Here is a 23,257-nt window from a genome sequence, read left to right as displayed (position 1 = left end):
CTTTCTCGTGCTGTGCGGGTCCTGCAGGACGCGCACAGCACGAGAAACCCGCACGGGCCCCTACTGGGTCTGACTCGCAGGATCCGGCGGGACGACGTCCGGGACGTCGTTGGGGCCGGCCTCCACCGGGCGCGGGCGGTCCTGGCGGTGCAGGCGGACGGCGACCAGCGCGACGTCGTCCTCGGGACGGCCGTCGACGAGCCGCTCGACCACCTCGTCGAGCAGCTGCTGCAGCGGCAGGTGGGCGATGTCGACGAGCGCCTCGCGCAACCGCACCATCCCGGCGTCGAGGTCGGCGTCGCGCCGCTCGACGAGGCCGTCGGTGAACAGGAGCACCGTGGACCCGCGGTCGAGGGTCACCACCGATTCCTGGCGCTCGCTCTCGGGGTCCACACCCAGCAGCAGGTCGCCCTTCCAGGCGGCCAGCTCCGCCACGCTGCCGTCGGGGTTGATGACCAGGGGCGGCAGGTGCCCGGCGTTCGCCCAGCGCATGCGGGTGATGCCGCGCCGGCGCTCGTCGTCGGTTTGCTCGAAGCGCGCCACCGCAGCCGTCGCCAGCACGTGGGTCTGCAGCACCGCCATCGAGGCGTCGAGCCCGCGCAGCACCTCGACCGGCGGCGCGTCGCTGTAGGTGGCGATGCCGCGCAGCAGCCCGCGCAGCTGCCCCATGGCCGCGGCCGCGGCGGTGTCGTGGCCGACGACGTCGCCGATCACCAGCATCGTCGCCCCACTGGGCTGCAGGAAGGCGTCGTACCAGTCGCCGCCCACCCGGGCCGCCTCGACGGCCGGCAGGTAGCGGACGGCGATCTCCGCGTGGTCGGGCTCCGGTGGCTCGGTGAGCAGACTGCGCTGCAGGCCCTCGGCCAGCTGCTGCTGCTGCGCGTAGAGCCGGGCGTTGTCCAGGGCCAGGCCGGCGCGGTCGGCGACGTCCTGGGCGGTGGCCGTGTCGTCCCGCGTCAGGGACTCGCCGGGGCCGGCGTACAGGGTCAGCACACCCAGGACCCGCCCGCGGCCGCGCAGCGGCAGGCAGACCGCCGACCCGGGCGCCAGGGCGGCGAGCAGGTCCCGCGCCTCGCCCGTGGGCAGCAGCTCCCGCACCTCCGCGGCTCCGGCCCGCACGGCTTCGCCCGCGAGCAGCGCGCGGGCGACCGGGGAGGTGGCCGGCATGGCGTCCAGCCGGACGGCGGCGTAGCGCTCGACGAGGGCGCGCCGGGCGGGGTCGGCGTGCCACCAGCCGACGTCGCGGGCCCGGCCGTCGGCGTCGACCACGGTGACGATGCACCACTCGGCCAGCGTCGGGACGACCAGCCGGGGGAGGTGGCTGGTGGCGCTGCGTGCGTCCAGGGCCCCGGCCAGCTCGGCGCTGACCTGAGCGAGCAGTGCCAGCCGCTGCGCGGAACGCTCGGCGCGCTTCCGCTCGGTGACCTCGATGAAGTAGACCGACAGGCCCTCGGGGGTCGGCCAGGCGCGCAGCTCGTACCAGCCGTCCAGCGGCGCGGGGTAGTACGCGTCGAAGTGCACCGGCTGCCCGGTCCGGACGGCGCTGCGGTAGCTCTCCTCGAAGATGCTGTTCACCGTCGCGGGGAACGACGTCCAGATGACCTCACCGAGCAGCTCCTCGCGGCTGCGGTCCAGCAACCGCTCGGCCTCGGCGTTGACGGCCGCGAAGCGCCACTCGTGGTCCAGCGAGTAGAAGCCGGCCGGCATGGCCTCCAGCACCCGGGTGACGCGGACGTCGCCGGTGCGGTCCTCGGTGGTGTCGAACGCGGCGCCGAGCAGCCGGACGGCGCTGCCGTCCGGGCCGGCCAGCGCGCGGCCGCGGGCCTGCACCCAGCGGGTCTCGCCGTCCGGGCGCACGACCCGGTACTCCGCCTCGAAGTCGCCGCAGCCGTCGATGCAGGCGCGCAGCGCCTCACTGACGCGGGGCAGGTCGTCGGGGTGCAGCCGCCGGTTGAAGGCGGTGATCGTGCCGTCGAAGTCCGCGAGGGTGTAGCCGAACACCGCCATCAGCGGGTCGTCCCACACCAGCTCGCCGGTGCGCAGGTCCCAGTCGAAGGTGCCCACGCGGCCGGCGTCCATCGCCAGCCGCCAGCGCAGGTGCTGACGCTCGTACTCGCCGGTCAGCGCCGCGTACTCCAGCTCGGTCACCACCGAGGCGGCGAGCTGGCGCAGCGTGGCGACGTCGGTCCCGGTCCACTCCCGCGGCACCGGGTCGAACACGCACAGCGTCCCGACGACGTGGCCCTCGCCGTCGGTCAGCGGGGCGCCGAGGTAGGAGACGACCAGCCCGCCGGTCACCTGCGGCAGGTGGGCGACCCGCTCGTCGGCCCGGGTATCCGGGATCGCCAGGACGTCGGCGTCGGTCGCGGCCAGCGTGCACGGGGTGTCGGCGAGGCCGGTCTCCCGGGTGGCGCTGCCCGGCGGCAGCCCGGCGACGCCGGCCACCGACTGGACGTCGTGGAGCAGCGAGATCTGACCGGCCTGCGCGTCGAGCAGGCGCGCGGCGAGCTCGACCAGCCGGTCGACGGCGGGCGAGCCGGCCTGCGCGATGCGGAGGCGACGGGCGGCACGGACGCGTGCGAGGTCGCCGCGGAGCGCTTCCGCCGCCGAGTCGAGGTCGGACGCGCGCACGGCACCGCGCTGCCGCGGGGATCCCTCCACCGGTTCCTCTCGTCAGTCGACGCCCGGCCGGGGACTCCCCAGGCCGTCGGCAGCCACGCTCTTCGGGCTCACGCGTCCCCAGAGTTATGTCATGGCCCCTCGGTGGGGTGCAACGATCCGGACGCAGATCACGCTCCCGACGACCGTCCGTGCTCCGGTCAGCGGGTCGCCTGCTCCGCCGGGACGACGAGGGTCAGCGCCGTCCCCCCGGCGTGTTCCACGTGGAACCCGGCGCGCCGCAGCAGCGCCCGCAGCCGGACGACGTCCGTCGGCTCGCCGGTCGTGGTGGCGAGCAGCCGGGCGACGCGGCCCTTGTGCGCCTTGTTGAAGTGGCTGACCACCGCCCGCGTGCCGTCCGGGCGCTCGCTGAGCACCTCGAGGGTCACCGCGCCGGGCACCGGGGCCAGCGCGGCGTAGGCGCCGCTGCGCAGGTCGACCACCAGCTCGTCGACGGCGGCGAGCACCGGTCCCAGCGCCGGTCGCCAGAGCGTGCGCAGTGTCGGCAGGCCGGGCAGCGCCGAGCCGGCCGAGAGCCGGTAGGCGGGGACGTGGTCGGCGCCGCGGACCGCCCCGAACAACGCCGACCCCACCGCCAGGCGCTGGTCGGCCCGAGCGCGCTGGGCGCGGGTCAGCGAGCGCACGTCGAGGGCGTCGAAGAGGACGCCCGTGTAGCGCTCCAGGGCCGGCATCGTCGGGGCGCCGAGCAGCTCGGCGTTGCGGGCCACCTCGTCGTCCTGCCTCTCCGACAGGCCCAGCGCCGCCCGCGCGGCCGGCCGGTCGGCGGCGAGCTCGACCAGCGCCTTCACCAGTCCGGCGCGGACGTCGGTCAGCTCGGGCCAGGACAGCGCGGCGAGGTCGAGCGGGGCGCCGTCCCCACCGGGGGCCTTGGTCTCCGACGGCGGCAGCAGGACGAGCACGACGGACCACGCTACGTGTCCACAGGCCGCGTGTCGGATCCTGGTCCCGCGCTCCGCCGGACCGCACCCGGGGTGGCGGGGACCACACTCGGGTCCCTGCCGCCTCCGAGCCCCGGAGGACCGTCACGGACAGAGGGGACCGGCCACCGGGGCGCCCGGGCGGCGGGTACCCGGCCGGCACAGAGGCGTGCCGGCGCCGAGGAGGAGGAGCGTCCGTGGCAGGCAACAAGGCAGTCATGTACATGGGGCCGGGCAAGGTCGAGGTCCACGATCTGGACTACCCGAAGCTGGAGTTGCAGTCCGGCCCGGGCGTGCACCCGTCGAACGTCGGTCGCAAGACCCCGCACGGGGTCATCCTGCGGACCGTCGCCACCAACATCTGCGGCTCCGACCAGCACATGGTCCGCGGGCGGACGACGGCGCCCGAGGGGCTGGTCCTCGGCCACGAGATCACCGGCGAGATCGTCGAGAAGGGCCCCGACGTCGAGTTCCTCAACGAGGGCGACATCGTCAGCGTGCCGTTCAACATCGCCTGCGGCCGCTGTCGCAACTGCAAGGAGGGCAAGACCGGCATCTGCCTGACGGTCAACCCCGACCGCCCGGGCTCGGCCTACGGCTACGTCGACATGGGCGGGTGGACCGGCGGCCAGGCGGAGTACGTGATGGTCCCGTACGCGGACTTCAACTGTCTGAAGTTCCCGGACCGCGACCAGGCGCTGGAGAAGATCCGCGACCTGACGATGCTGTCGGACATCTTCCCGACCGGTTACCACGGCTGCGTGACCGCCGGGGTGGGCACCGGGTCGACGGTCTACATCGCCGGCGCAGGCCCGGTGGGGCTCGCGGCGGCCGCCTCGGCGCAGTTGCTCGGCGCCGCCGTGGTGATCGTCGGCGACCTCAACGCCGACCGGCTGGCCCAGGCCCGCAGCTTCGGCTGCGAGACCGTGGACGTCTCGAAGGGCGACCCCAAGGACCAGATCGAGCAGATCCTCGGGGAGCCCGAGGTGGACTGCGGCGTCGACGCCGTCGGCTTCGAGGCCCGCGGCCACGGCAAGGACGCGCAGACCGAGGCCCCGGCGACCGTGCTCAACTCGCTGATGGACATCACCCGCGCCGGCGGCGCGCTCGGCATCCCGGGCCTCTACGTGACCGGTGACCCGGGTGCGGCCGACGAGGCGGCGAAGACCGGGTCGCTGTCCATCCGGCTCGGGTTGGGCTGGGCGAAGTCGCACGCGTTCACCACGGGCCAGTGCCCGGTCATGCGCTACAACCGCCAGCTGATGATGGCGATCCTGTACGACCGGGTGCAGATCGCGAAGGCGGTGAACGCCGAGGTGATCTCGCTGGAGGACGCGCCGCGGGGCTACCAGGAGTTCGACCAGGGGGCGGCGAAGAAGTACGTGCTCAACCCGAACGGCCTGATCCCCGCCGCGTGAGGGAGCCCGTCTCGTCATAGGCATAGGAGGCTTTGCACACGTCCGCAGCGCGAAGACGTATGCAAAGCCTCCTATGCCCCGATGGACTCACGTCCAGTACAGGAGCCGGGCCCGGGGCAGCCGCTCGGCGAGGGCGGCCTCGAACCAGCTGCGCAGCTCGGCCATCGTCTCCTTCGGGTAGACGTGCTTGACCGCGCCGTACTTCCCGCGCTTGGTCGTGCGGCGGGACTCGTCCATGTCGAGCTTCGTGCGCGGGTACCAGTCCAGCAGCGTCTCCTTGCTGCCGGGCGTGAAACGGTGGGTGATGCACTCGACGGTGAGGTCCGCCCCGGCCGGGAGCGCGGCGGCGACGGCATCGAGCAGGTCGCCGTACTCCTCGCGCCAGCCCTCGACCGGCATGATCGGCGCGATGGTCAGGCCCACCGGGTAGCCGGCGGCGGCCACCGCGGCCAGTGCCGCGAGCCGGCCCGACACCGGCGACGTCGCACCCTCGAAGCGCCGCGCGACCGACGCCGCGTTGACCGAGAACCGCAGGCGCGTGCGCCCGCCGTGCGGCAGGTCGAGCAGGCCGGCGACGTCGTCGAACTTGGTGGTCGCCCGCAGCTGCACCGGCCCGGGCCAGTCGTGCGTGCCGAAGTGTTCGACCATCCGCGCCAGGCCACCGGTCAGGTGCTCGATCGCCAGCGGGTCGGTGTAGCAGGAGGCCTCGAACGTCGTCCCCTCGCCGCCGCGCTCGAGCGTGCCCGAGGTGACCGTCCCCCGCCCGACGTGGTCGTCCAGGCCGTCGAGCACCTCGTCGAGGTCGGCGAAGACCCGGGTGACCGGCGGGCCGGACAGCGAGCCGGCGAGGTAGCAGTACTGGCAGTGCGCGGGGCAGCCCTCGGCCAGGTCGACGCGCCAGTCCGCCGACGGCGGGATCGGCTGCAGCCTGCGCTTGGACGGCGCGGGGACGACGAGCGCGAGGGTGTCCTTGGCGCGCATGAACGCGGCGCGGTCGCCGGCCCCGCGGAGGTTGGGCAGCCGGTCGCCGGGCAGCAGCTCGACGTCGGGCACCCCGGCGGCCTCGAGTCGCGCGAGGACGCGCTGCCCGTGCGGCCGCTCGGCGGCCGAGCGGGTGACCAGGACGCGCGACGGCGTCCAGAGGCGGGTCGGTACGGGGGCGGCGGGGGAGGGGGTGAGGGCGGCGGTCATCACCCGGTACAACACCGGGCGGGACCGGCCTCGTCCCGGTTCGGCCCCGTCCAGAGGCTCACCGTGAGCCTGCGAGTGGTGAGGAGGACGGGGTCCTTCGACGAGGGTGGGGAGGACGAGGTCCTCGTCCAGGTCAGGGGGTGAGTTCGACCACCACGGGGGCGTGGTCGCTGGCCCCCTTGCCCTTGCGTTCCTGCCGGTCTATCAGGGCATTCGTCACCCTGGCAGCCAGTGCGGGGGAGCCGAGGACGAAGTCGATCCGCATGCCCTCGCGGCGGGCGAAGCGCAGCTGGGTGTAGTCCCAGTACGTATCCGCAGGCCTGACTGACGAGGGCGGTAAGCGGAACCTGCCTCTTGACCTGCAGGGATACACCACGCTCAATCAGTGCCACGCAGTGCCAATCACGGGCTCCTGTGCCCCAAATGTGCCCCGGGGAGAGCGACGGGGACGTGGCGACACAGCGTCCCCTGAGCCTCTGGCGGGCCGTCCGCGCCGCCATCGACGCCGCCCCGCAGCCGGCCGAGGATGCCGGCTGCAGCGGGTCGCCGGAAGGGCGCTAACGCGTCCCTGCGGGATGGGCCTGCGGCCCACCCTTCCCCCGACCGGTGCAGTCGGAGGGGAGCTGGTTGAGGGGAAGCGACGTGGACCATCGGTTGACGGTCCGCGTCCTGGGCCTGTCGTGTCCGTGTGCCGCTGGCAGGCAGATGGGGTGCACGGGCAAGGGCAGCGACCGGACGGGGGACATGACTAACTCAGCGTCGTGCATGGCCAGGTCACAACGGAACGGTGACCTTTGATGGGGACTTCGTGACGATCGAGCGAACGGGGTTCCTGGCGCGAACGAGTGTCGGCAAGGGAACTAAGCGCATTCCGGTCTCCTCCATCACCGCGGTGCAGTGGAAACCGGCGGGCGGCATGGTCAACGGTTTCATCTCGTTCACCGTCGGTGGCGGCAACGAGGCCCGCTCACGCTTCGGCTCTCAGACCCTCGACGCCAGCCGTGACGAGAACAGCGTGGTCATCACCAAGAAGCAGATGCCGGACTTCGAGCAGCTGCGTACGGCAGTAGAGCAGGCCCTCGCCCAGCGCCACCGGCCTGCCCCCGCCGCGCCTGCTGCTCCCGACGTCCTCGGTCAGATCGAGCAGCTGGGTAGGCTGCGCGACGCGCGGGTGCTGACCGACGACGAGTTCGAGGCCAAGAAGGCGGAGCTGCTCGGGTGACTCTGACGGTGGCCTCGCCGCTACATATCCATACAGCCAGTGTCTCTGATCGGCTCTCCTGTGGGCGATGAAGAGGCTCCGGACCCGCGGATGGAATCCGGTGCGTCCGCGCGACTGCGTGGATCAGTTTCCGGCTGCTCGATACGCCTCCAGCACACTGGCCTTGATGCGTCCGCGTAGTGAGACCTCCACGCGGTTGCTCTTTGCCCAGGCACGCACCGCGGCGGGGTCGACCGCGGTGAACTCCGCCTTCACCGGAGCGGCGGTGCTGCGGCGCCGCTCGCTTGAGACCTTTCGCGCAGCGGTGGTGTAGCGGTGGAACAGTTGCCGGAGCTCGTGGGCGTTCTCGTCAGTCAGGTCCAACTCGTATTCACGAGAGTCCAGACCGAAACGGATGGTCGTGTCGGCGGGGTCGCCGCTCAGATCATCGACGAGGACGACCGTCGTCTTCTTTGCCATGAGTCCAGGATTCGACCTGACGTCGTCCGCGGTCAAGTGAGCCCGGCAGCGGAATGACCAGATCGGGCTACGTGATGGACCCACATCACAGTGGTTGTCCGGAGGTATCCAGCCGAACGACGACTACCTGAGAAATCCTGGTCCGTATCGAGACTGAGCGATCTGGCGTCGGACTGCACGATCGCCGCGCCGCGCCACTTTGACCTCTCCAGTCTCGGAACTGCCGTGCGCCGAGGGTGGCAGCGGGTAGCGTCCGCCGCAGCGGTTACTCACGGGGGAACGTCATGGCATCACGCCTCTCCACGTCGCGCATCGTCCTGGGCGTCGTCGCGGGTCTGGTTCTGCTCTTCGTCCTGGCGGGGGCCGGCGCGTCCGGGCTGCCGGGGGCGCTGATCATGGCCGGGCTGGCACTGGCGCTGCTGGGCATCGGCGCCGCCGTCGTCGGCCGGGCCCGCTGGGCCTTCATCACCAGCCGCAAGGTGGCCGGCGGGGTCGCCGCCGCCGGCGTGGCGGCCCTCATCGTGGGCGGCGCGACCGCGCCGGCCCCAGAGCCGACCGCTGCCACGTCGACACCCGCGCCGGCGTCGACCGCACCGGCCCCGCTCACCGATGACGAGGCGGCCATCCGGGCCGCCGAAGCCGCGCTCGCCGACGCCGAGACCAGCGAGTCCGCGGCACCCGCCCAGCCGGCGCTCGACCCGGCCACCGGGCTGCTCGCAGACGCCGACGCTGCCGATGCCATCTCCGGTGCCGCGCCCACCTCCGCGCTCGCCGCACTCGCCGCAGTGGAGGTCAAGGGGCGCGCCTCGCGCACCGGCTACGACCGGGACCTGTTCGGCAACGGCTGGGTCGACACCGACCGCAACGGCTGCGACACCCGCAACGACATGCTCACCCGCGACCTGACCGGCGAGACGTTCAAGCCCGGCACCCGCACCTGCGTCGTGCTCACCGGCACCCTCACCGACCCCTACTCGGCGCGCACCATCGCCTTCACCCGCGGCCAGACCACCAGCGACGACGTGCAGATCGACCACGTCGTCGCGCTGTCCGACGCCTGGCAGAAGGGCGCCCAGGGCCTCGACACCGCCCGCCGCACCGCCTTCGCCAACGATCCGCTGAACCTGCTCGCCGTCGACGGCCCACTGAACATGAGCAAGGGCGACGCCGACGCCGCCTCCTGGCTGCCGCCCAACCGGGGCTACCGGTGCGCCTACGTGGCCCGGCAGGTGGCGGTGAAGGTGTCCTACGGGCTGTGGATGACGCAGGCGGAGAAGAACGCCATCGCCACCGTGCTGGCCGCCTGCCCGAACGAGCCCCTGCCCGGCGGGGTCATCGCGAGCATCCCCGAGCCCACCCCCAGCCGTGCGCCGGCGTCTGTCGCCCCGCCCACTCCTGCGCCGAGGCCTGTCCCCGTGCCCGCACCGGCGCCCGCGCCCTGGACGGCGCCCGCTCCCGCCCCCGCGCCGGCTCCCGCTCCCGCCCCGGCGCCCGCGCCCAGGCCAGCGCCGGCTCCCGCCCCGGCACCAGCTCCCGCCCCGGCACCAGCTCCAGATGCGGGCGTCTACTACCAGAACTGTGACGCGGTCCGGGCCGCCGGCGCCGCGCCGATCTACCCCGGTGATCCCGGATGGCAGCCGAAGTTCGACCGCAACAACGACGGCGTGGGCTGCGAATAGCGACTGACGGCCCGGCGTCCTGCCCGTCACGCTCGGATGCCGCCACGCCGCGGCGCTGCGCGGCCAACACAGTGCTGCGGTCTGAGGCCGTGTGCCGTTGACCCGGCCCTCAGCCGGCTCCGAGTGCGGCACAGCCGCCGGCTGGGTGCAGCGTCGACGTCGACAGCCCGCCGCCGAGGTGGGACCTCTTCGACCCCTGACAGCCTGTGGTGGCGCTCGGGGACTGGCGGCGCCTCGAGAATCGCCCCGGAAGGCGATCCCCTAACAGATATGCCATATCAGACAACGCTGTCCCATCAGCACAACGGCGGCCGCTGCGGCCACGTCACGTCTTGCAGACGTCAAGGTATGGAAGACCGGGGACGTAGCGGACCCACTCGGTGCGGTCGAGGCCGCCGCCGGTGATGGCGCAGGCGCGCTCCATCGGGTGCGCGCGGAGCCGCTCCAGGCCGGTGAGGTCCCACAGCACCACGGTGCCGTCTTCGCCGGCGGTGGCCAGGGTGTGCCCGTCGGGAGCGAAGGCCACCGCGGTGACCCTGCCGGTGTGGCCGGTGAGCGGGGAGCCAATCCGGTGAGGTGCGGCAGGGTCGGTGGTGTTCCACAAGGCGGTGCCGTCGCCGCCGGCGGTGGCCAGGATGGTCCCGTCAGGGGCAAAGGCCAGCGCGGAGACCGAGCGGGTGCCATCGGCGAGCAGAGAGCCAACCTGGTCGGGTGCGGCGGGGTCGGTGATGTCCCACAGGCTCATGGTGCCGTCGACGCCGGCGGTGGCCAGGATGTGCCCGTCGGGAGCGAAGGCCACCAAGCGCACCAAGCCGGTGTGGCCGGTGAGCCGAGAGCCAAGTGGGTGAGCTGCAGCGGGGTCGGTGATGTCCCACAGGCTCACGGTGCCCTTGGAGTCGGTGGTAGCCAGGGTGCGCCCGTCGGGAGCAAAGGCCACCGCGGACACAAAGCCGGTGTGGCCGGTGAGCCGAGACCCAAGTGGGTGAGCTGCGGCGAGGTTGGTGGTGTCCCACAGGCTCACGGTGCCCTTGGAGTCGGCGGTGGCCAGGGTGCGCCCGTCGGGAGCAAAGGCCACAACGAGCATCGAGCCGGTGTGGCCGGTGAGTCGAGAGCCAAGTGGGTGAGCTGCAGCGGGGTCGGTGATGTCCCACAGGCTCACGGTGCCCTTGGAGTCGGTGGTAGCCAGGGTGCGCCCGTCGGGAGCAAAGGCCACCGCGAGCACCGAGCCGGTGTGGCCGGTGAGCGGAGAGCCCACCTGACGGGGTGCGGCGGGGTCGGTGATGTCCCACAGGATCACGCCGCTCTCATAGGCAGCGGTGGCCAGGGTGTGCCCGTCGGGGGCGAACGCCACCGCGAACACCTGGCCGGTGTGGCCGGTGAGTGGAGAGCCCACCTGACGGGGTGCGGCGGGGTCGGTGATGTCCCACAGGATCACGCCGCTCTCATAGGCAGCGGTGGCCAGGGTGTGCCCGTCGGGGGCGAACGCCACCGCGAACACCTGGCCGGTGTGGCCGGTGAGTGGAGAGCCCACCTGACGGGGTGCGGCGGGGTCGGTGATGTCCCACAGGATCACGGTGCCGTCGTCACCGGCGGTGGCCAGGGTGTGCCCGTCGGGAGCGAACGCCACCGCGAACACCTGGCCGGTGTGGCCGGTGAGCGGAGAGCCCACCTGACGGGGTGCGGCGGGATCGCCCACATCCCAGAGGATCACGGTGCCGTCGTCACCGGCGGTGGCCAGGGCGCGCCCATCCGAGGCGAACGCCACCGCGAACACCTGGCCGGTGTGGCCGGTGAGCGGAGAGCCCACCTGACGGGGTGCGGCGGGATCGCCCACATCCCAGAGGATCACGGTGCCGTCGTCACCGGCGGTGGCCAGGGCGCGCCCATCCGAGGCGAACGCCACCGCGAACACCTGGCCGGTGTGGCCGGTGAGGGATCCCGTGTACGGAGTGTTGAGCAAGTTGTTGATCAGCGCCGAACGAGTCGTCCCGTCTGGATGGATGCGTTGGGCGGCTTCACTGAGTCGTAGCGCCGTCCGCGGGTCGGTGGCAAGCGCCGCCTCCGCTTGAGTCAGGAGGAGGCCGGCCGTGGCGAGCCGCTGTCCTGCCTCCGCGGCACGCTGCTGATCCACAGCGGCGCGTTGCCGGTCGAACGCGAGGGTTGCCAGGCCCACAGCAACGACGAGGAGTACCGACAGGACGGTGACCGTTCGGCCGCGTCGGCGCCGGTCGCGGTGGATGCTCGCCGTCAGGAAGTCGCGGGCGCGGGCGCTCAGCTCGACACGGTCGGCGATCAGGACCCGGCGTCGGCGTGGCCGCCGGCGCACCGCTCGCCGGACCGCGCCGGGCGCCGTGTGCGCGGGCTCGGTGTCGTGCGCCGTGCGGGCTGTCTGCAGGTGTGCGCCGATGTCGGCGCGGGCGGCGGCTAGTCGGTCGCCTCCCCACAGTCGTTTCGGTGCGTGCCGGTGCTCGGCCCATCGTTCGGCGGCCTGTTCGATCTCGCGGCGGGCGCGCAGGGCCGCCGCGGAGGCGTTGATCGCCTCGCGCAGCGGGGGCCAGGCGGACAGGAAGGCCTCGTGGGCGACGCCGAGGACGACGTACTCCTGCCCTGTGTCGTGGTCGTGTTCGGTGTCGGTGGTGAGCAGGTGGCCGTCGATGAACGGCTGCAGCTCGGTGCGCACCTGGTCGGGCAGCTCGTCGCGGCGGATGCGCCAGCGGGTGGGGCGGTTCTGCTCATCGACGGTGACCAGCCGGATTAGTTCCCGGATCACCTGATGGCGGTCGCGGCCGCCGGCGGTGACCGCCGCGGCCAGCGCGGCGTCGGCCTGCCGGGCCAGCGCCCCTTGGACACCGCCCAGCTCCTCGTAGCGGCTGGTGGAGAGCCGGCCGCCGCGGGTGACGCCGGCGGCCAGCCTCTCCAGGGTGTAGGCCAGCAGCGGCAGGGCCTCGCCGCCGCCGGTGTCGGTGACCAGCCGAGCCACCAGGTCGGCGTCGACGCCGATGCCGGCCCGGTCGGCCGGGCCCTCGATCACCGCGCGCAGCGCCTCGGGCCGCAGCGGTCGCACCGTCTGGGTCCGCGTCGGCAGGGCGGCCAGCTCGGGGCTGGCCAGCAGCGGCTCGAGGAACTCCGGGCGCAGCGTGGCCAGCACCTGCACGGGACCGGCGAGCGCGTCGGACAGAAGCGCGGCGAAGCGGGCCCGCTCCTCCGGAGCGGTCTGGGCCAGCAGCTCCTCGAACTGGTCCACCACGAGCAGCAGATGACGGCGGTGCCCGGGCGCGGCGAGCAGCAGGTCGTGCACCAGCACGGTGAGGTCGCCGTGGTGGAGCCGGTGGTCGACCTCGGTCACCGTCCAGGCCAGGCCCAACCGGTGGGCGGCGTGGGCCAGCGCGCTGGCCAGCGCGGCTACGGGTTGCCGGCCGGGCAGGATCACCGGCAGCGTCCACCAGTCCTCATCGGCCGCCATCACCGGCAACAGACCGGCCCGCACCAGCGACGACTTGCCACAGCCCGACGGGCCGACGACCAGCAGCACCGCCGGATCGGTCCGCTCCGCCGGCGAGCGCAACAGCGTCGCGAGGTGATGGATCTCCTGGCTGCGGCCGAAGAACACCGAGTGCTCGGCGCTGTCCAGCGGCCGCAGCCCCGGGAACGGAGAGCGGTCATCCGACCAGCCGCGCCCGCCGGCGGCGTCCACCCGCAGCAGCGCCTCGGCCAGCTTCGCCCGGGCCGCGGCCGCATCGACGGTCATGTCCACGTACTGAACGGAGTTCAGCAGCGGATGCCGCACCCCGGACTGAGCTTGCACCGGCAGCAGCCGGCTGCCCCGCGACTGGGCGATCGTCAGCTCGGCGGTGCACCACACTGATTCGAGGTAGGCCGAGGTCAGCACGCAGACCACGGCGTCGGCCCAGCGCAGCCGCTCGCGCAGTTGCCGCTCCCACTCCTCGCCAACCACAAGGCCGTCGGACAGGTCCTGATCGAGGAACACCTCGTGACCGCCGTCGACCAGCCACCGGTGCACCTCGGCGGCCAAGGCGGCGTCCCTGCTGGCATGGCTGACGAAGACCCTGGCCATCGCCCCTCCCGGCGAGCACGCCGCATCGAGCCCAGGATCGCGAAGCAGCCACAAGGGATCAACGCCAAAAGCTCTGATGGCTGAGCCCTGATCCCCGTCCACGTGCCAGACGCCCGGGTCCGAACACGGCCCCTACTTCCGAGAGCGCCAGGGTGCCCGGTGATACAGCCTCTAGTCAGGCTGCGGGACGGACGCTAGGCCTACTCCCGTCCCGGCTGCACTCGACATGTTCTCGGCAGGCCAGGCCCTCGAGGCGCTCGGCCCACCGCGCCCGGTCCGCGGTGGCGAACGGCCCGGCGCAGGACAGGAACAGGTACTTCCCATACTTGAGCGCCTCGTCCGTCGAGGGGTGCCGCACCCCTCGAGCTGCTGGCCGGCGTCTCTAACGACCCATAAGGGCGGGTGTTACAGGAACGGTCCAAACTCGAGCCCTGTACTGGCGAGGAAGCCGGTCAGCAGCCCGGAGCGGTACTGCATCCGTCTCAGCCGGGTCTTCACCAGCGCAGTCAGCTCGACGATGGTGTGCTTGGTCAGGTTCCCCAACGACCGCTTCAGGTGCGCCCACACCGGCTCGACCGGGTTGAGCTCGTGGGCGTAGGGCGGCAACCGGTAGATGGTCAGCCACGGCCGAGCCGCGATCAGCTCGGCCATCGCCGTGCTGGTGTGGGTGCTCAGGTTGTCCCAGACCAGCACGACCGGCCCGCCCAGCTGCTGGTGGGCGGCATCGAGCAGCCGGGCGTAGTCGGCCTCGGTGAACCCCTTGCGCCCGCCGCCGCGCCGGCCGCGGTGGGTACGGTAGAGCAGCCGCGGCCGATGCCCGGGCTGGACAGCGACCAAGGCGGCCACCGACACCCGCGGGCTGATCGCCGCGGTCACCCGCACCACCGGCGTGCGTCCCCGGCGGCCCCAGGTGCGCCCCTTGGGCGGCCTCAGCCCCTGGCCGGACTCGTCCTCGAAGACCAGCCAGGCGCCCAGGTCCGCCGCGGCCCTTTTATCTCCGGCCAGCGCTCCTCCCGCCACGCGGTGATCCGCTCCTCATCCCGCTCGGCCGCGCGCCGGGCGGGCACCTGCACGCTCCAACCCAGCCGGTGCAGCAGCAGGTCCACCCCGGGCAGGGTGTAGTCCACGCCGAACCGCTCGCGCACCACCGCGGCGATGCGCGCCAGCGTCCAGCACTGATCCGTCCAGCCCCAGGCTCCCGGGCCGGCCTCCAGCAGCACCTGCAGCTCCTCGAGCTGGGCCCGGGTGAGCCGGCAGCGGGCCCCACCCGGGCCTTTCGAGGCCAGCGCCGGCCGTCCGCCGGCGGCCAGCGCTCTGCGCCACCGGTTGGCCGACATCCGGGTCACCCGGAACCGGGCTGCCACCTCGGCGTCGGTGGCGCCCTCCTCGATCCATTCCGCGGCCGCCAGCCGCACCTGCTCCCGCCGGGCGCACTCCTCGGCGGTCAGCCCACCACCCTGGGCGTACCTCATGGGTATGGCATAGCGCGCGCCGCGGCGACTGTCAGCAGACCACGGAACACCCGCCATTAATGATCGTTAAATGCAGTCAACGAATCCCATAAACGCCCAATAGACCGACCTCTGCGCGGCTTTACTGCTCACAATATCCAATCATCACTATTGAAGCCAACGCCCTTACAACTTTGCGGCAGCGCCGCGGCACGCATGCTACCAATAGCGGTAGTCCGGGCTCCGCTTCGCGGGGCCCATCGCCGTTTCTAGGGGTGACCTGTTGGTCATTGTTGGGTGGCGTCGGAAATGCACGGTGGGATGAAGGTGTACGCCGGTTCGGCGGCGGCTGCCCGGGCGTATCTGGAAGCCGACCGTGGCCGGGCCGATGATTACTACCTGACCGAGGGCACCGGCCTGGCCCGCCGCTTCGTGGCCCGCGACGGACGGGTGGCCGAGCGGGCGCCGCTCACGGGGGAGACCTACGAAACCTGGGTGGCCGGCCGCGACCCGGACACCGGCGACCCACGGGGGCGGCTGCGGACCGACGAGCGCGCGCGGTTCGTCGAGGTGGTGGTCAACGGCCCGAAGTCCTGGTCGCTGGCCGCCGCGATGCACTACGACGTCGCGGACGCCTACGACGCCGCCCAAGACCGCGCCGCCGCCCAGATCATCGGCTGGCTCGCCGCCCACGCGACCACCCGGGTCGGCCCCCGCGGCGGCCAGGTCCAGGTGCCGGTGGAGGTGCTGGAGGCGGTGACGGTGCGGCACTACACCTCCCGCGCCGGAGACCCGCACCGGCATCTGCACCTGCAGATCGGCGCCCGGGTGTTCGCCGCCGAACAGTGGCGCGGGCTGCACACCGTCGGCGTGCGTGATTTCCTCGCCGCCATCAACGGAATCGGGCACGCAGCGGTCGCCTGCGATCCGCAGGTCCGGACCGCGCTCGCCGCGCACGGCTACACCCTCGATGCGACCGGAGAAATACAGGAGCTTTCCGACTATGTGGGCCCGTTCAGCGCGCAGGCGGCGCAGATCGGGCGCAACCTGGACCGCTACGAACGCGACTGGATCGCGGCGCACCCCGGAGAACAGCCTGGTCCGGCGCTGCGGCGGGCCTGGGACGCCCGCGCCTGGGCCGAGGGGCGCCCGGACAAGGTCATCCCCCGCTCCGGGGCCGACCTCGTGGCGCGGTGGCGGGCCGAGCTTGGGGCGTTGGGCTTTCGCGATCCGGTCCACCCCGTCCCACTGGCGCCGACTCCTATAGGCGCGTTCGACCGCGAGGCTGCCGTCGACACCGTGCTCACCCGGCTGGCCGCCGGCCGCTCGGCCTGGAACGCCGCCGACGTCCGGGGCGAGGTCGAGCGGCTGATGGCCGCGGAGGGCGTCATCGCCGACACGGCGGTGCGCCTGGAGTTGGCCGAGGACCTCACCGCCCGCGCTCTCGACCGGTGCGTTCCCCTGGTGGACCTGGAGGGAGTGCCCGAACACGTCCGGTCCTGGACCTCGCGGCCGGTGCTCGACGTGGAGGCCGACCTGCGCACCCGGTTCGCCGCCCGCGCCGGTCAGCCACCGCTGGGTGCACCGCGGCTGGCGCCGCCCCCGGCCAGCGCTGTCCGGGGCCTGGACGCCGGTCAGGCCGCGGCGGTCGCCGTCCTGGCCGGCGACCGATGGTTGGTCGTGGTGGAGGGCGCGGCCGGCGCGGGTAAGACCACCACGCTGGCCGCTGCGCGTGACCTGCTGCAGCGGCAGGGACGGCGGCTGATGGTTGTCAGCCCGACGCTGAAGGCCGCCCAGGTCGCGCACGCCGAGGTGGGCGCGCCCGCCGGGTCTGCAGCGTCGCTCGTCTTCGCCCACGGTTGGCGTTGGAACGAGCACGGCGAGTGGACCCGACTCGCCCCGGGCGAGGTCGACTCGGTCACCGGCCGCATCCACACCGGGCCGGCGGAGGAGAGCCGGCTGCGGCCCGACGATCTGCTGATCGTCGATGAAGCCGGCATGCTCGACCAGGACACCGCGCGCGCTCTGCTCACCGTCGCCGACGAGGCCGGGGCGCGGCTGGCGCTGCTGGGGGACCGCCACCAGCTCGCCGCGGTCGGCCGCGGCGGTGTCCTGGACCTGGCCGCCGCTCAGGTCGACCCGGCCGCCTGCCTGACATTGGAGTCGGTGCACCGCTTCACCCGCACCGACAGCACCGGCCAGTCGGTTCCGGACGGTGAGTACGCCGAGCTCACACTGGCGATGCGGCGGGGTGAGGATCCACGCGCGGTGTTCGACGCTCTGTTGGCCAGCGGCCGGATCCGCCTGCACCTGGAACCCGAGGCGCTGCGAGACGCACTGGCCGCGATCGTCGCCGACGACGTCCGGGCGGCCGACGTCGCGGTGGTGGCGGACACCCGCGAGCAGGTCAGCGAGCTCAACGCCGCGATTCGCAGTCAGCTGGTCGCCGACGGCCGGGTCGATGACACCCAGGTCGTGACCACGCGGGCGGGGCAACGGATCGGCGCCGGCGACCGGATCGCCACCCGGCGCAACGACCGCGACCTGGAGGTGGCCAACCGAGATGTGTGGACCGTGACCGCGGTCGGCCGGCGCGGTGGGCTTCTGGTCACCGCCGGCACGGCCACCGGTGACGACTCCGGCGGCGATGTCACCCCGGCGGGCGCACGGGTCCGGGTGCTGCCCGCCGACTACGTCACCCAGCACGTGGAGCTGGCCTACGCCAGCACCGCGCACGGTGTGCAGGGTGACACCGTTGCCGCCGCGCACGTGGTGATCGGTGACCAGACCGGCGCGGCCTCGGCCTACGTCGGCATGACCCGCGGACAGTTGTCCAACACCGCGCACCTCGTCGCGGCCGACGTGGCCCAGGCCCGGGCGCAGTGGATCGCCGTCTTCGGCCGCGACCGGGCCGACCTCGGCCCCGGCCACGCGGCCGAGCTGGCCGCTCGAGAGGCGGCCCGCGGCCGCCAGGACCGGTCGCGCGACCGGGCGGCAGCAACAGGAGGAGAACCGGAGAACTTCGGAAGCCATCGGTGGTCGGCTGTCACCAATCGCGCCCAGATGGCGCCTTCTCTCGTGACGGAGCACAGCCCACCCGAGCCCACCGGAGCCAGCCATGTCCGACGATCCCGCCCGCCGCGAGCCCGAACTGCTCACCATCACCGAGGCCGCCGAGCTGCTCCGCGCTCCGGTGGCCACCCTGAGGTACTGGCGCCACCTGGGCACCGGTCCGCGCAGCTTCCGCCTGGGCCGCCGCGTCCTCTACCGCCGCGACGACCTCCAGGCGTGGGTCGAGGAGCGGTGGGGTCGAAGTGCCGCCGGATAGCGAACCGGCGAAGGGCCGTGGTCCCGTGGGTCGCCGCCCTCGCCTCGTCGGATCTCTTCGGCATGCTGCGTGCCGATCCGTTCCGTCCCCCACAAGCGAAGACGCAGACCGCGAGCCAGGCCGCGTCTGAGATGTCGAGGAGTCAGCCATGGCGAGCGTCGAGAAGCGGGTCCGCAACGGGCGGACGACCTACGAGGCGCGCTGGCGGGACGACCAGGGCAGACAGCGCAAGAAGTCCTTCAGCAAGAAGGGCGACGCTGACCGTCACGCGGCCACGGTCGAGGCGGACAAGGCGCGCGGCACGTACGTCGAACCCTCGAAGACCACCGTCGCCGAGTACGCCCGGAGGTGGGCGGAGACCCGGCCGCACCGGCCGACCACGGCGCGGCGGACCGAGATGATGATCCGGCTGCACATCGAGGGGACGCGTCTGGGTGGCCGGAGGCTCGCGGACGTGCGCCCGTCCGAAGTCCAGGCGTGGGCCACCGACCGGTCGAGGGTGCTTGCCCCGACCACCCTGCGGCAAGCGGTCGGGCTGCTCCGGAGTGTGTACGGGGCCGCGGTCCTCGACCGACTGGTGGCCTCCTCACCCGTCGTCCGCATCCAGCTCCCCCGGCATGAGAGGGAGCGGGTCGTGCCGCTGTCGGTCGAGCAGGTCGCGGCCCTGGCCGAGGCCATGCCTGAGCGCTACCGGACCATGGTCCTCACTCAGGCCGGGCTCGGACTCCGGATCGGCGAGCTGCTGGCCCTCCGCGTCGAGGACGTCGACTTCCTGCGCCGCACCGTGCGCATCGAGTGGCAGTTCACCCAGGGGGCGAACGGTCAGCGGAGCGAGCCGAAGACTCCCCGGTCGAGGCGGACCCTCCCGTCACCCCGGGTGGTCGCCGACGCGCTGGCTGCCCACCTCGCGGCGTACCCGGCGGCCGAAGACGGAACGATCTTCACCACGGGGAAGGGCGCCCCGCTCGGGCATGTCTACTACGGCCACAACCTGATCGGCGGAGCGGTGACCAAGGCGGGGCTACCGAAGGGGACGACGAGCCACGACCTGCGGCACCACTACGCCAGCGTCCTGCTGGCGGCCGGCGAGTCCGTCGTGGCGGTCGCCGAGCGGCTGGGGCACGAGGACGCCTCCCTGGTCCTGAGCACCTACGGGCACCTGATGCCGGACTCGGACGACCGGACACGGAGCGCCATCGATGCGGCGTGGGACGCAGCCAGCGCCTCGTGTGCCCCAGATGTGCCCCAGGACGCCCAATCGGTCCGCTAGTCCGCCAACTCCACCACCACGGGGGCGTGGTCGCTGGCGCCCTTGCCCTTGCGTTCCTGCCGATCTACCAGGGCATTCGTCACCCGGGCGGCCAGCGCGGGAGAGCCCAGGACGAAGTCGATCCGCATGCCCTCGCGGCGGGCGAAGCGCAGCTGCGTGTAGTCCCAGTAGGTGTAGACGCCGGGCCCGGGGGCGTGCGGCCGGACGACGTCGGCGAACCCGGCGTCGACGATCGCGCGGAACGCGGCCCGCTCGGGCTCGGAGACGTGCGTGGAGTGCGCGAACACCCGCACGTCCCACACGTCGTCGTCCTGCGGCGCGATGTTCCAGTCGCCCACCAGGGCGACCTGCGCGCCGGCGTCCGCGGCCAGCCAGCCGCTGGCCGCCGTCCGCAGCGCCTCCAGCCACGCCAGCTTGTACCGGTAGTGCGGGTCGGTCAGCGTGCGCCCGTTGGGGACGTAGAGGCTCCACACCCGCACCCCGCCGCAGGTGGCGCCCAGCGCGCGGGCCTCCGGCGCGGGCTCGACGCCCTCCTTGGCCGACCAGGTCGGCATGCCCGGGAAGCCGACCTCGACGTCCTCCAGGCCGACGCGGGAGAGCACCGCCACCCCGTTCCACTGCGAGTGGCCGACGTGCGCGACCTGGTAGCCGAGCTCGGTGAAGCGGGACTCGGGGAACTGGTCGTCGCGGCACTTCGTCTCCTGGAGTGCCAGGACGTCGACGTCCGAGCGCTGCAGCCAGGCGACCACGCGGTCGGCGCGGGTGCGGATCGAGTTGACGTTCCAGGTGGCGAGACGCACGGGAACCGACCATACGGAGTGCTCCGCGGACTCGGTCCGGGCTCCGCGCGGCCCCCGGGAGTGAGCCCGCGCACCGTCGGGGTACACGGACGGGTGTTCTCCCGGGTTGGGGATCGCGACGGCGCTGCGTCGGCGCGACGGATGGGAGCATGGGCGGCAGCCGGGCTGCCACGGGTCGCCCGCGTCGAGACGGCCAGCGAGGAGGACCCGTGAGCGAGCACGACTGGGACCTGACGCGTCCCATCGGCCCCTCGCGGCCCCTGCCCCCGCCGCCGGAGAGCCACCGCCGGGGTGCGGAGGCCCCCCGCGGCCGTGGCCTCGCCGCGACGCTGGGCCTGACCCTGCTGAACGCCGTCCTCCCGGGGACGGCGTTCCTCGCGGCGGGCCGGCGCCGGCTCGGCGCGCTGGTCCTCGTGGTCTTCCTGCTGCTGGTCGGCGGCGCCGCCTGGCTGGCCACCACGGGTCGACGTGCGGCCGCGCAGGTCGCCGTCGACGCGACCGCGCTGACCTGGGTGTTCGGCGGGATCGTCGTCCTGGGCCTGCTGTGGGTCCTCGTCGTCGTCGGGGGCTACCGCGCACTCCTGTCGCCCCGCACCTCCCGCGGCGGGAAGGTGCTGGGCGGCTTCCTGGTGGCCGCGCTGGTGGCCGGCATGGCATACCCGGTGGTCACGGCCGGCCAGGTGGCGCTGGCCCAGCGCGGGCTGCTCGACGGGCTCTTCGCCGATCGGGAGTCGGCCACGGTGGTCGACACCCCCGACCCGTTCGGCGACCAGGAGCGGGTCAACGTGCTGCTGCTCGGCGGGGACGGCGGTGAGGGCCGCGAGGGCGTGCGCACCGACACCGTGATCGTGGCCAGCATCGACACCGACACCGGGGACACGGTGCTGTTCAGCCTCCCGCGCAACCTCGAGGACCTGCCCTTCCCGGCCGACAGCCCGCTCGCCGAGGTGTACCCCGACGGGTTCGAGGGGGCCAACGAGTCCGACAGCCTGCTCAACGCCGTCTACCGCACCGGGCCGGCCTGGTACCCCGACATCCTCGGCCCCACCGACGACCCCGGCGCGGACTTCCTCAAGCTCGGCGTCGGCGAGGCGCTGGGCCTGGAGATCGACTACTTCGTGCTGGTCAACCTCGACGGGTTCAGCCGGCTGGTCGACGCCCTCGGCGGGATCACGGTGAACGTCAACTACTACGTGCCGATCAACGGGATCACCGGGGAGGAACTGCCGGACGACTACATCGAGCCGGGACCGGACCAGCACATGGACGGGTGGACGGCGCTGCAGTTCGCCCGCGGCCGGTACGGGCTGACGGACTACGACCGGATGGACCGCCAGCGCTGCACGATCAACGCGATCATCGAGGCCGCCGACCCGGTGACCCTGCTGGATCGCTACCAGGAGCTCGCCGCCACCACGCAGGACATCGTGGGCACCGACATCCCCCGGTCGGCCCTCGACGACTTCGTCGACCTGGCGTTCATGGTCAAGGACGCCGAGGTGCGCAGCGTGGTCTTCGACGACACCGTCATCAACCCGGCCTACCCCGACTACGACCGGATCCGCGCGATCGTCGGCGAGGCGCTGGACCCCACCCCGGTGGCCGACGACGACGCCGCGAACGGCACGCCCACGCCGACACCCACGCCGGCTCCCGGGTCGCCGACCGTGGCGCCGGGCGCGCCCCCGGGCCAGGCGGGGGCGGCGACGGACGTGACCGACGCCTGCGCCTACGACGCCGCCCGGGCCACCGAGGCCCGAGCGGCCGGAGAGCCGCCGAACAAGGCCGACTAGTCCACGCCCGCACCGCCGGGCCGACGGCCCGCGGCGCCGCCTAGGGTCGATCGCATGACCTCACCCGCGGGGGACCGCCGCGAGCGCCTCGTCGCCCTCCTCGTGGCCGGCGTGGCCGTCGTCCTGCTGGTGTCGTCACCGACCTGGTTCGCCAGCGACCGGACCGGCGTGGGGATCGCCCAGCTGTTCCTCGGTGCGGTCCTCGCCGCGGTCGCGGGCTTCCTGTACCGGCGCGCGCAGCGCCGCTGACCACCGCCGGCGTCCGGCGACGGACGCCGGCGTGACCGGATCCGGTCGTGGGCCGTCGCGTTGCGCCGGGACGGGACCGGCATCACGCTGACCGGACCTGTGTCGAAGACCGAGTGGAGGTCGGCGTGAAGCTGGACAAGCAGGAGCTGCTGCGGGTGCTGCACACGGAGGGCGACAACGAGACCGCCGACAAGGTGGCCGCCCAGCTGCCCGACGAGATCGACACCGACCGGGACGGCGACGCGCTCGAGGGGCTCGGGCTGGACCGCACGCAGCTGATGGCCAAGCTCGCCGGCGGCGGCTTCGGCGGGACGCTCGCGCCCTGACGTCGTCCCGGCGGTTCACCGGGCGCGCAGGCCGGCCCCCAGCTCGACGGCGTGGTCGAGGAACGTGCCGACGACGACGGGGTCGACCTCGCCCGGGGCCGTGAGCTGCAGTGCGCGGACCTGGCGTCCGGTGCCCGTCAGACGTCCCTCCGGGTCGGGCAGCCGTGCGCCGTGCTCGAACACCAGCTGCACACCGTCCGCACCCGGGAACAGGGCGCAGACGAAGCCGGCGACGGGGTCGCGGTAGTTGATCGAGTGCCAGCCGCGCCGCACCCGCTCCTCGAGCTGCGGGTGGGCGTCGAGCAGCACCGTCCGCAGCCGCTGGGCAGTGGCCGCCACGGCGTCCGGGTGCTCGCTCAGCAGGTCGTCGGCTCCGGGGTCCCTGGACACGGCCGCAGCC

17 protein-coding genes are annotated in these 23,257 nt (G+C 73.1%); 8 read left to right on the top strand and 9 right to left on the bottom strand.

The window, feature by feature from the left end; all coding sequences use genetic code 11:
• Nucleotides 1–60 precede the first annotated feature (60 nt).
• Both ACU610_RS19135 and yaaA read right to left on the bottom strand, forming a co-directional pair.
• Nucleotides 61–2,631: a SpoIIE family protein phosphatase gene (locus ACU610_RS19135; protein WP_446769280.1), complete on the bottom strand. Its 2,571-nt coding sequence runs from the start codon at nt 2,629–2,631 to the stop codon at nt 61–63.
• Nucleotides 2,632–2,819: 188 nt separating this feature from the next.
• Nucleotides 2,820–3,578, bottom strand: coding sequence for a peroxide stress protein YaaA (gene yaaA, locus ACU610_RS19130; protein WP_446769279.1), 759 nt, complete (start codon nt 3,576–3,578; stop codon nt 2,820–2,822).
• A 215-nt stretch (nt 3,579–3,793) separates the two neighbouring features.
• Between yaaA and fdhA the strand changes: the two genes are divergently transcribed.
• A complete protein-coding gene (gene fdhA, locus ACU610_RS19125; protein WP_446769278.1) occupies nt 3,794–5,014 on the top strand; it encodes a formaldehyde dehydrogenase, glutathione-independent in 1,221 nt (406 codons plus the stop codon).
• Between the two features lie 87 nt (nt 5,015–5,101).
• On the opposite strand, the gene ACU610_RS19120 is transcribed toward fdhA, so the two are convergent.
• The gene (locus tag ACU610_RS19120; RefSeq protein ID WP_446769277.1) at nt 5,102–6,205 is read right to left on the bottom strand and encodes a spore photoproduct lyase family protein; all 1,104 of its coding nucleotides are present in this window, start codon (nt 6,203–6,205) and stop codon (nt 5,102–5,104) included.
• 787 nt (nt 6,206–6,992) lie between these two features.
• Here ACU610_RS19120 and ACU610_RS19115 point away from each other — a divergent pair.
• A complete protein-coding gene (locus ACU610_RS19115; RefSeq protein ID WP_446769276.1) occupies nt 6,993–7,427 on the top strand; it encodes a DUF4429 domain-containing protein in 435 nt (144 codons plus the stop codon).
• Between the two features lie 123 nt (nt 7,428–7,550).
• Here the strand turns inward: ACU610_RS19115 and ACU610_RS19110 are convergent, their stop codons facing one another.
• Nucleotides 7,551–7,886: a histone-like nucleoid-structuring protein Lsr2 gene (locus tag ACU610_RS19110; RefSeq protein ID WP_446769275.1), complete on the bottom strand. Its 336-nt coding sequence runs from the start codon at nt 7,884–7,886 to the stop codon at nt 7,551–7,553.
• Nucleotides 7,887–8,170: 284 nt separating this feature from the next.
• Between ACU610_RS19110 and ACU610_RS19105 the strand changes: the two genes are divergently transcribed.
• Complete coding sequence (locus ACU610_RS19105; protein WP_446769274.1) at nt 8,171–9,565, top strand: GmrSD restriction endonuclease domain-containing protein; 1,395 nt, start codon at nt 8,171–8,173, stop codon at nt 9,563–9,565.
• Nucleotides 9,566–9,890: 325 nt separating this feature from the next.
• Here ACU610_RS19105 and ACU610_RS19100 read toward each other — a convergent pair whose 3' ends face one another.
• The 3 genes from ACU610_RS19100 to ACU610_RS19090 all read right to left on the bottom strand — a co-directional run bounded on the left by ACU610_RS19100 (nt 9,891) and on the right by ACU610_RS19090 (nt 15,112).
• A complete protein-coding gene (locus ACU610_RS19100) occupies nt 9,891–13,640 on the bottom strand; it encodes an nSTAND1 domain-containing NTPase (protein WP_446769273.1) in 3,750 nt (1,249 codons plus the stop codon).
• A 405-nt stretch (nt 13,641–14,045) separates the two neighbouring features.
• On the bottom strand, nt 14,046–14,660 hold the full coding sequence (locus ACU610_RS19095) for a transposase (protein WP_446769272.1): 615 nt from the start codon (nt 14,658–14,660) through the stop codon (nt 14,046–14,048).
• Nucleotides 14,570–15,112 (bottom strand): winged helix-turn-helix domain-containing protein, encoded by a 543-nt coding sequence (locus ACU610_RS19090; protein ID WP_446769271.1) that lies wholly within the window; start codon nt 15,110–15,112, stop codon nt 14,570–14,572. The genes ACU610_RS19095 and ACU610_RS19090 overlap by 91 nt, the downstream gene beginning before the upstream one ends.
• A gap of 300 nt (nt 15,113–15,412) precedes the next feature.
• On the opposite strand from ACU610_RS19090, the gene mobF reads away from it, so the two are divergent.
• On the top strand, nt 15,413–18,820 hold the full coding sequence (gene mobF, locus ACU610_RS19085; RefSeq protein ID WP_446769270.1) for a MobF family relaxase: 3,408 nt from the start codon (nt 15,413–15,415) through the stop codon (nt 18,818–18,820).
• 233 nt (nt 18,821–19,053) lie between these two features.
• The gene (locus tag ACU610_RS19080) at nt 19,054–19,689 is read left to right on the top strand and encodes a site-specific integrase (protein ID WP_446769269.1); all 636 of its coding nucleotides are present in this window, start codon (nt 19,054–19,056) and stop codon (nt 19,687–19,689) included.
• Here the strand turns inward: ACU610_RS19080 and ACU610_RS19075 are convergent.
• A complete protein-coding gene (locus tag ACU610_RS19075; protein ID WP_446769268.1) occupies nt 19,686–20,489 on the bottom strand; it encodes an exodeoxyribonuclease III in 804 nt (267 codons plus the stop codon). The genes ACU610_RS19080 and ACU610_RS19075 overlap by 4 nt on opposite strands.
• A gap of 209 nt (nt 20,490–20,698) precedes the next feature.
• Here ACU610_RS19075 and ACU610_RS19070 point away from each other — a divergent pair, with 209 nt between their 5' ends.
• From ACU610_RS19070 to ACU610_RS19060, 3 genes are all read left to right on the top strand, one after another.
• Nucleotides 20,699–22,282 (top strand): LCP family protein, encoded by a 1,584-nt coding sequence (locus tag ACU610_RS19070; RefSeq protein ID WP_446769267.1) that lies wholly within the window; start codon nt 20,699–20,701, stop codon nt 22,280–22,282.
• A 54-nt stretch (nt 22,283–22,336) separates the two neighbouring features.
• Entirely contained in the window at nt 22,337–22,531 is a 195-nt protein-coding gene (locus tag ACU610_RS19065) for a hypothetical protein (protein WP_446769266.1), read from the top strand.
• Between the two features lie 125 nt (nt 22,532–22,656).
• Entirely contained in the window at nt 22,657–22,857 is a 201-nt protein-coding gene (locus ACU610_RS19060) for a hypothetical protein (RefSeq protein WP_446769265.1), read from the top strand.
• 15 nt (nt 22,858–22,872) lie between these two features.
• On the opposite strand, the gene ACU610_RS19055 is transcribed toward ACU610_RS19060, so the two are convergent.
• Nucleotides 22,873–23,247, bottom strand: a complete 375-nt coding sequence (locus ACU610_RS19055) for a DUF1801 domain-containing protein (RefSeq protein ID WP_446769264.1) — start codon at nt 23,245–23,247, stop codon at nt 22,873–22,875.
• Nucleotides 23,248–23,257 lie beyond the last annotated feature (10 nt).

The sequence above is a fragment of the Geodermatophilus sp. URMC 61 genome (assembly GCF_052931555.1).
The sequence above is the reverse complement of the archived record's forward strand: the minus strand, read 5'-3'. Positions and strand labels throughout refer to the sequence as shown.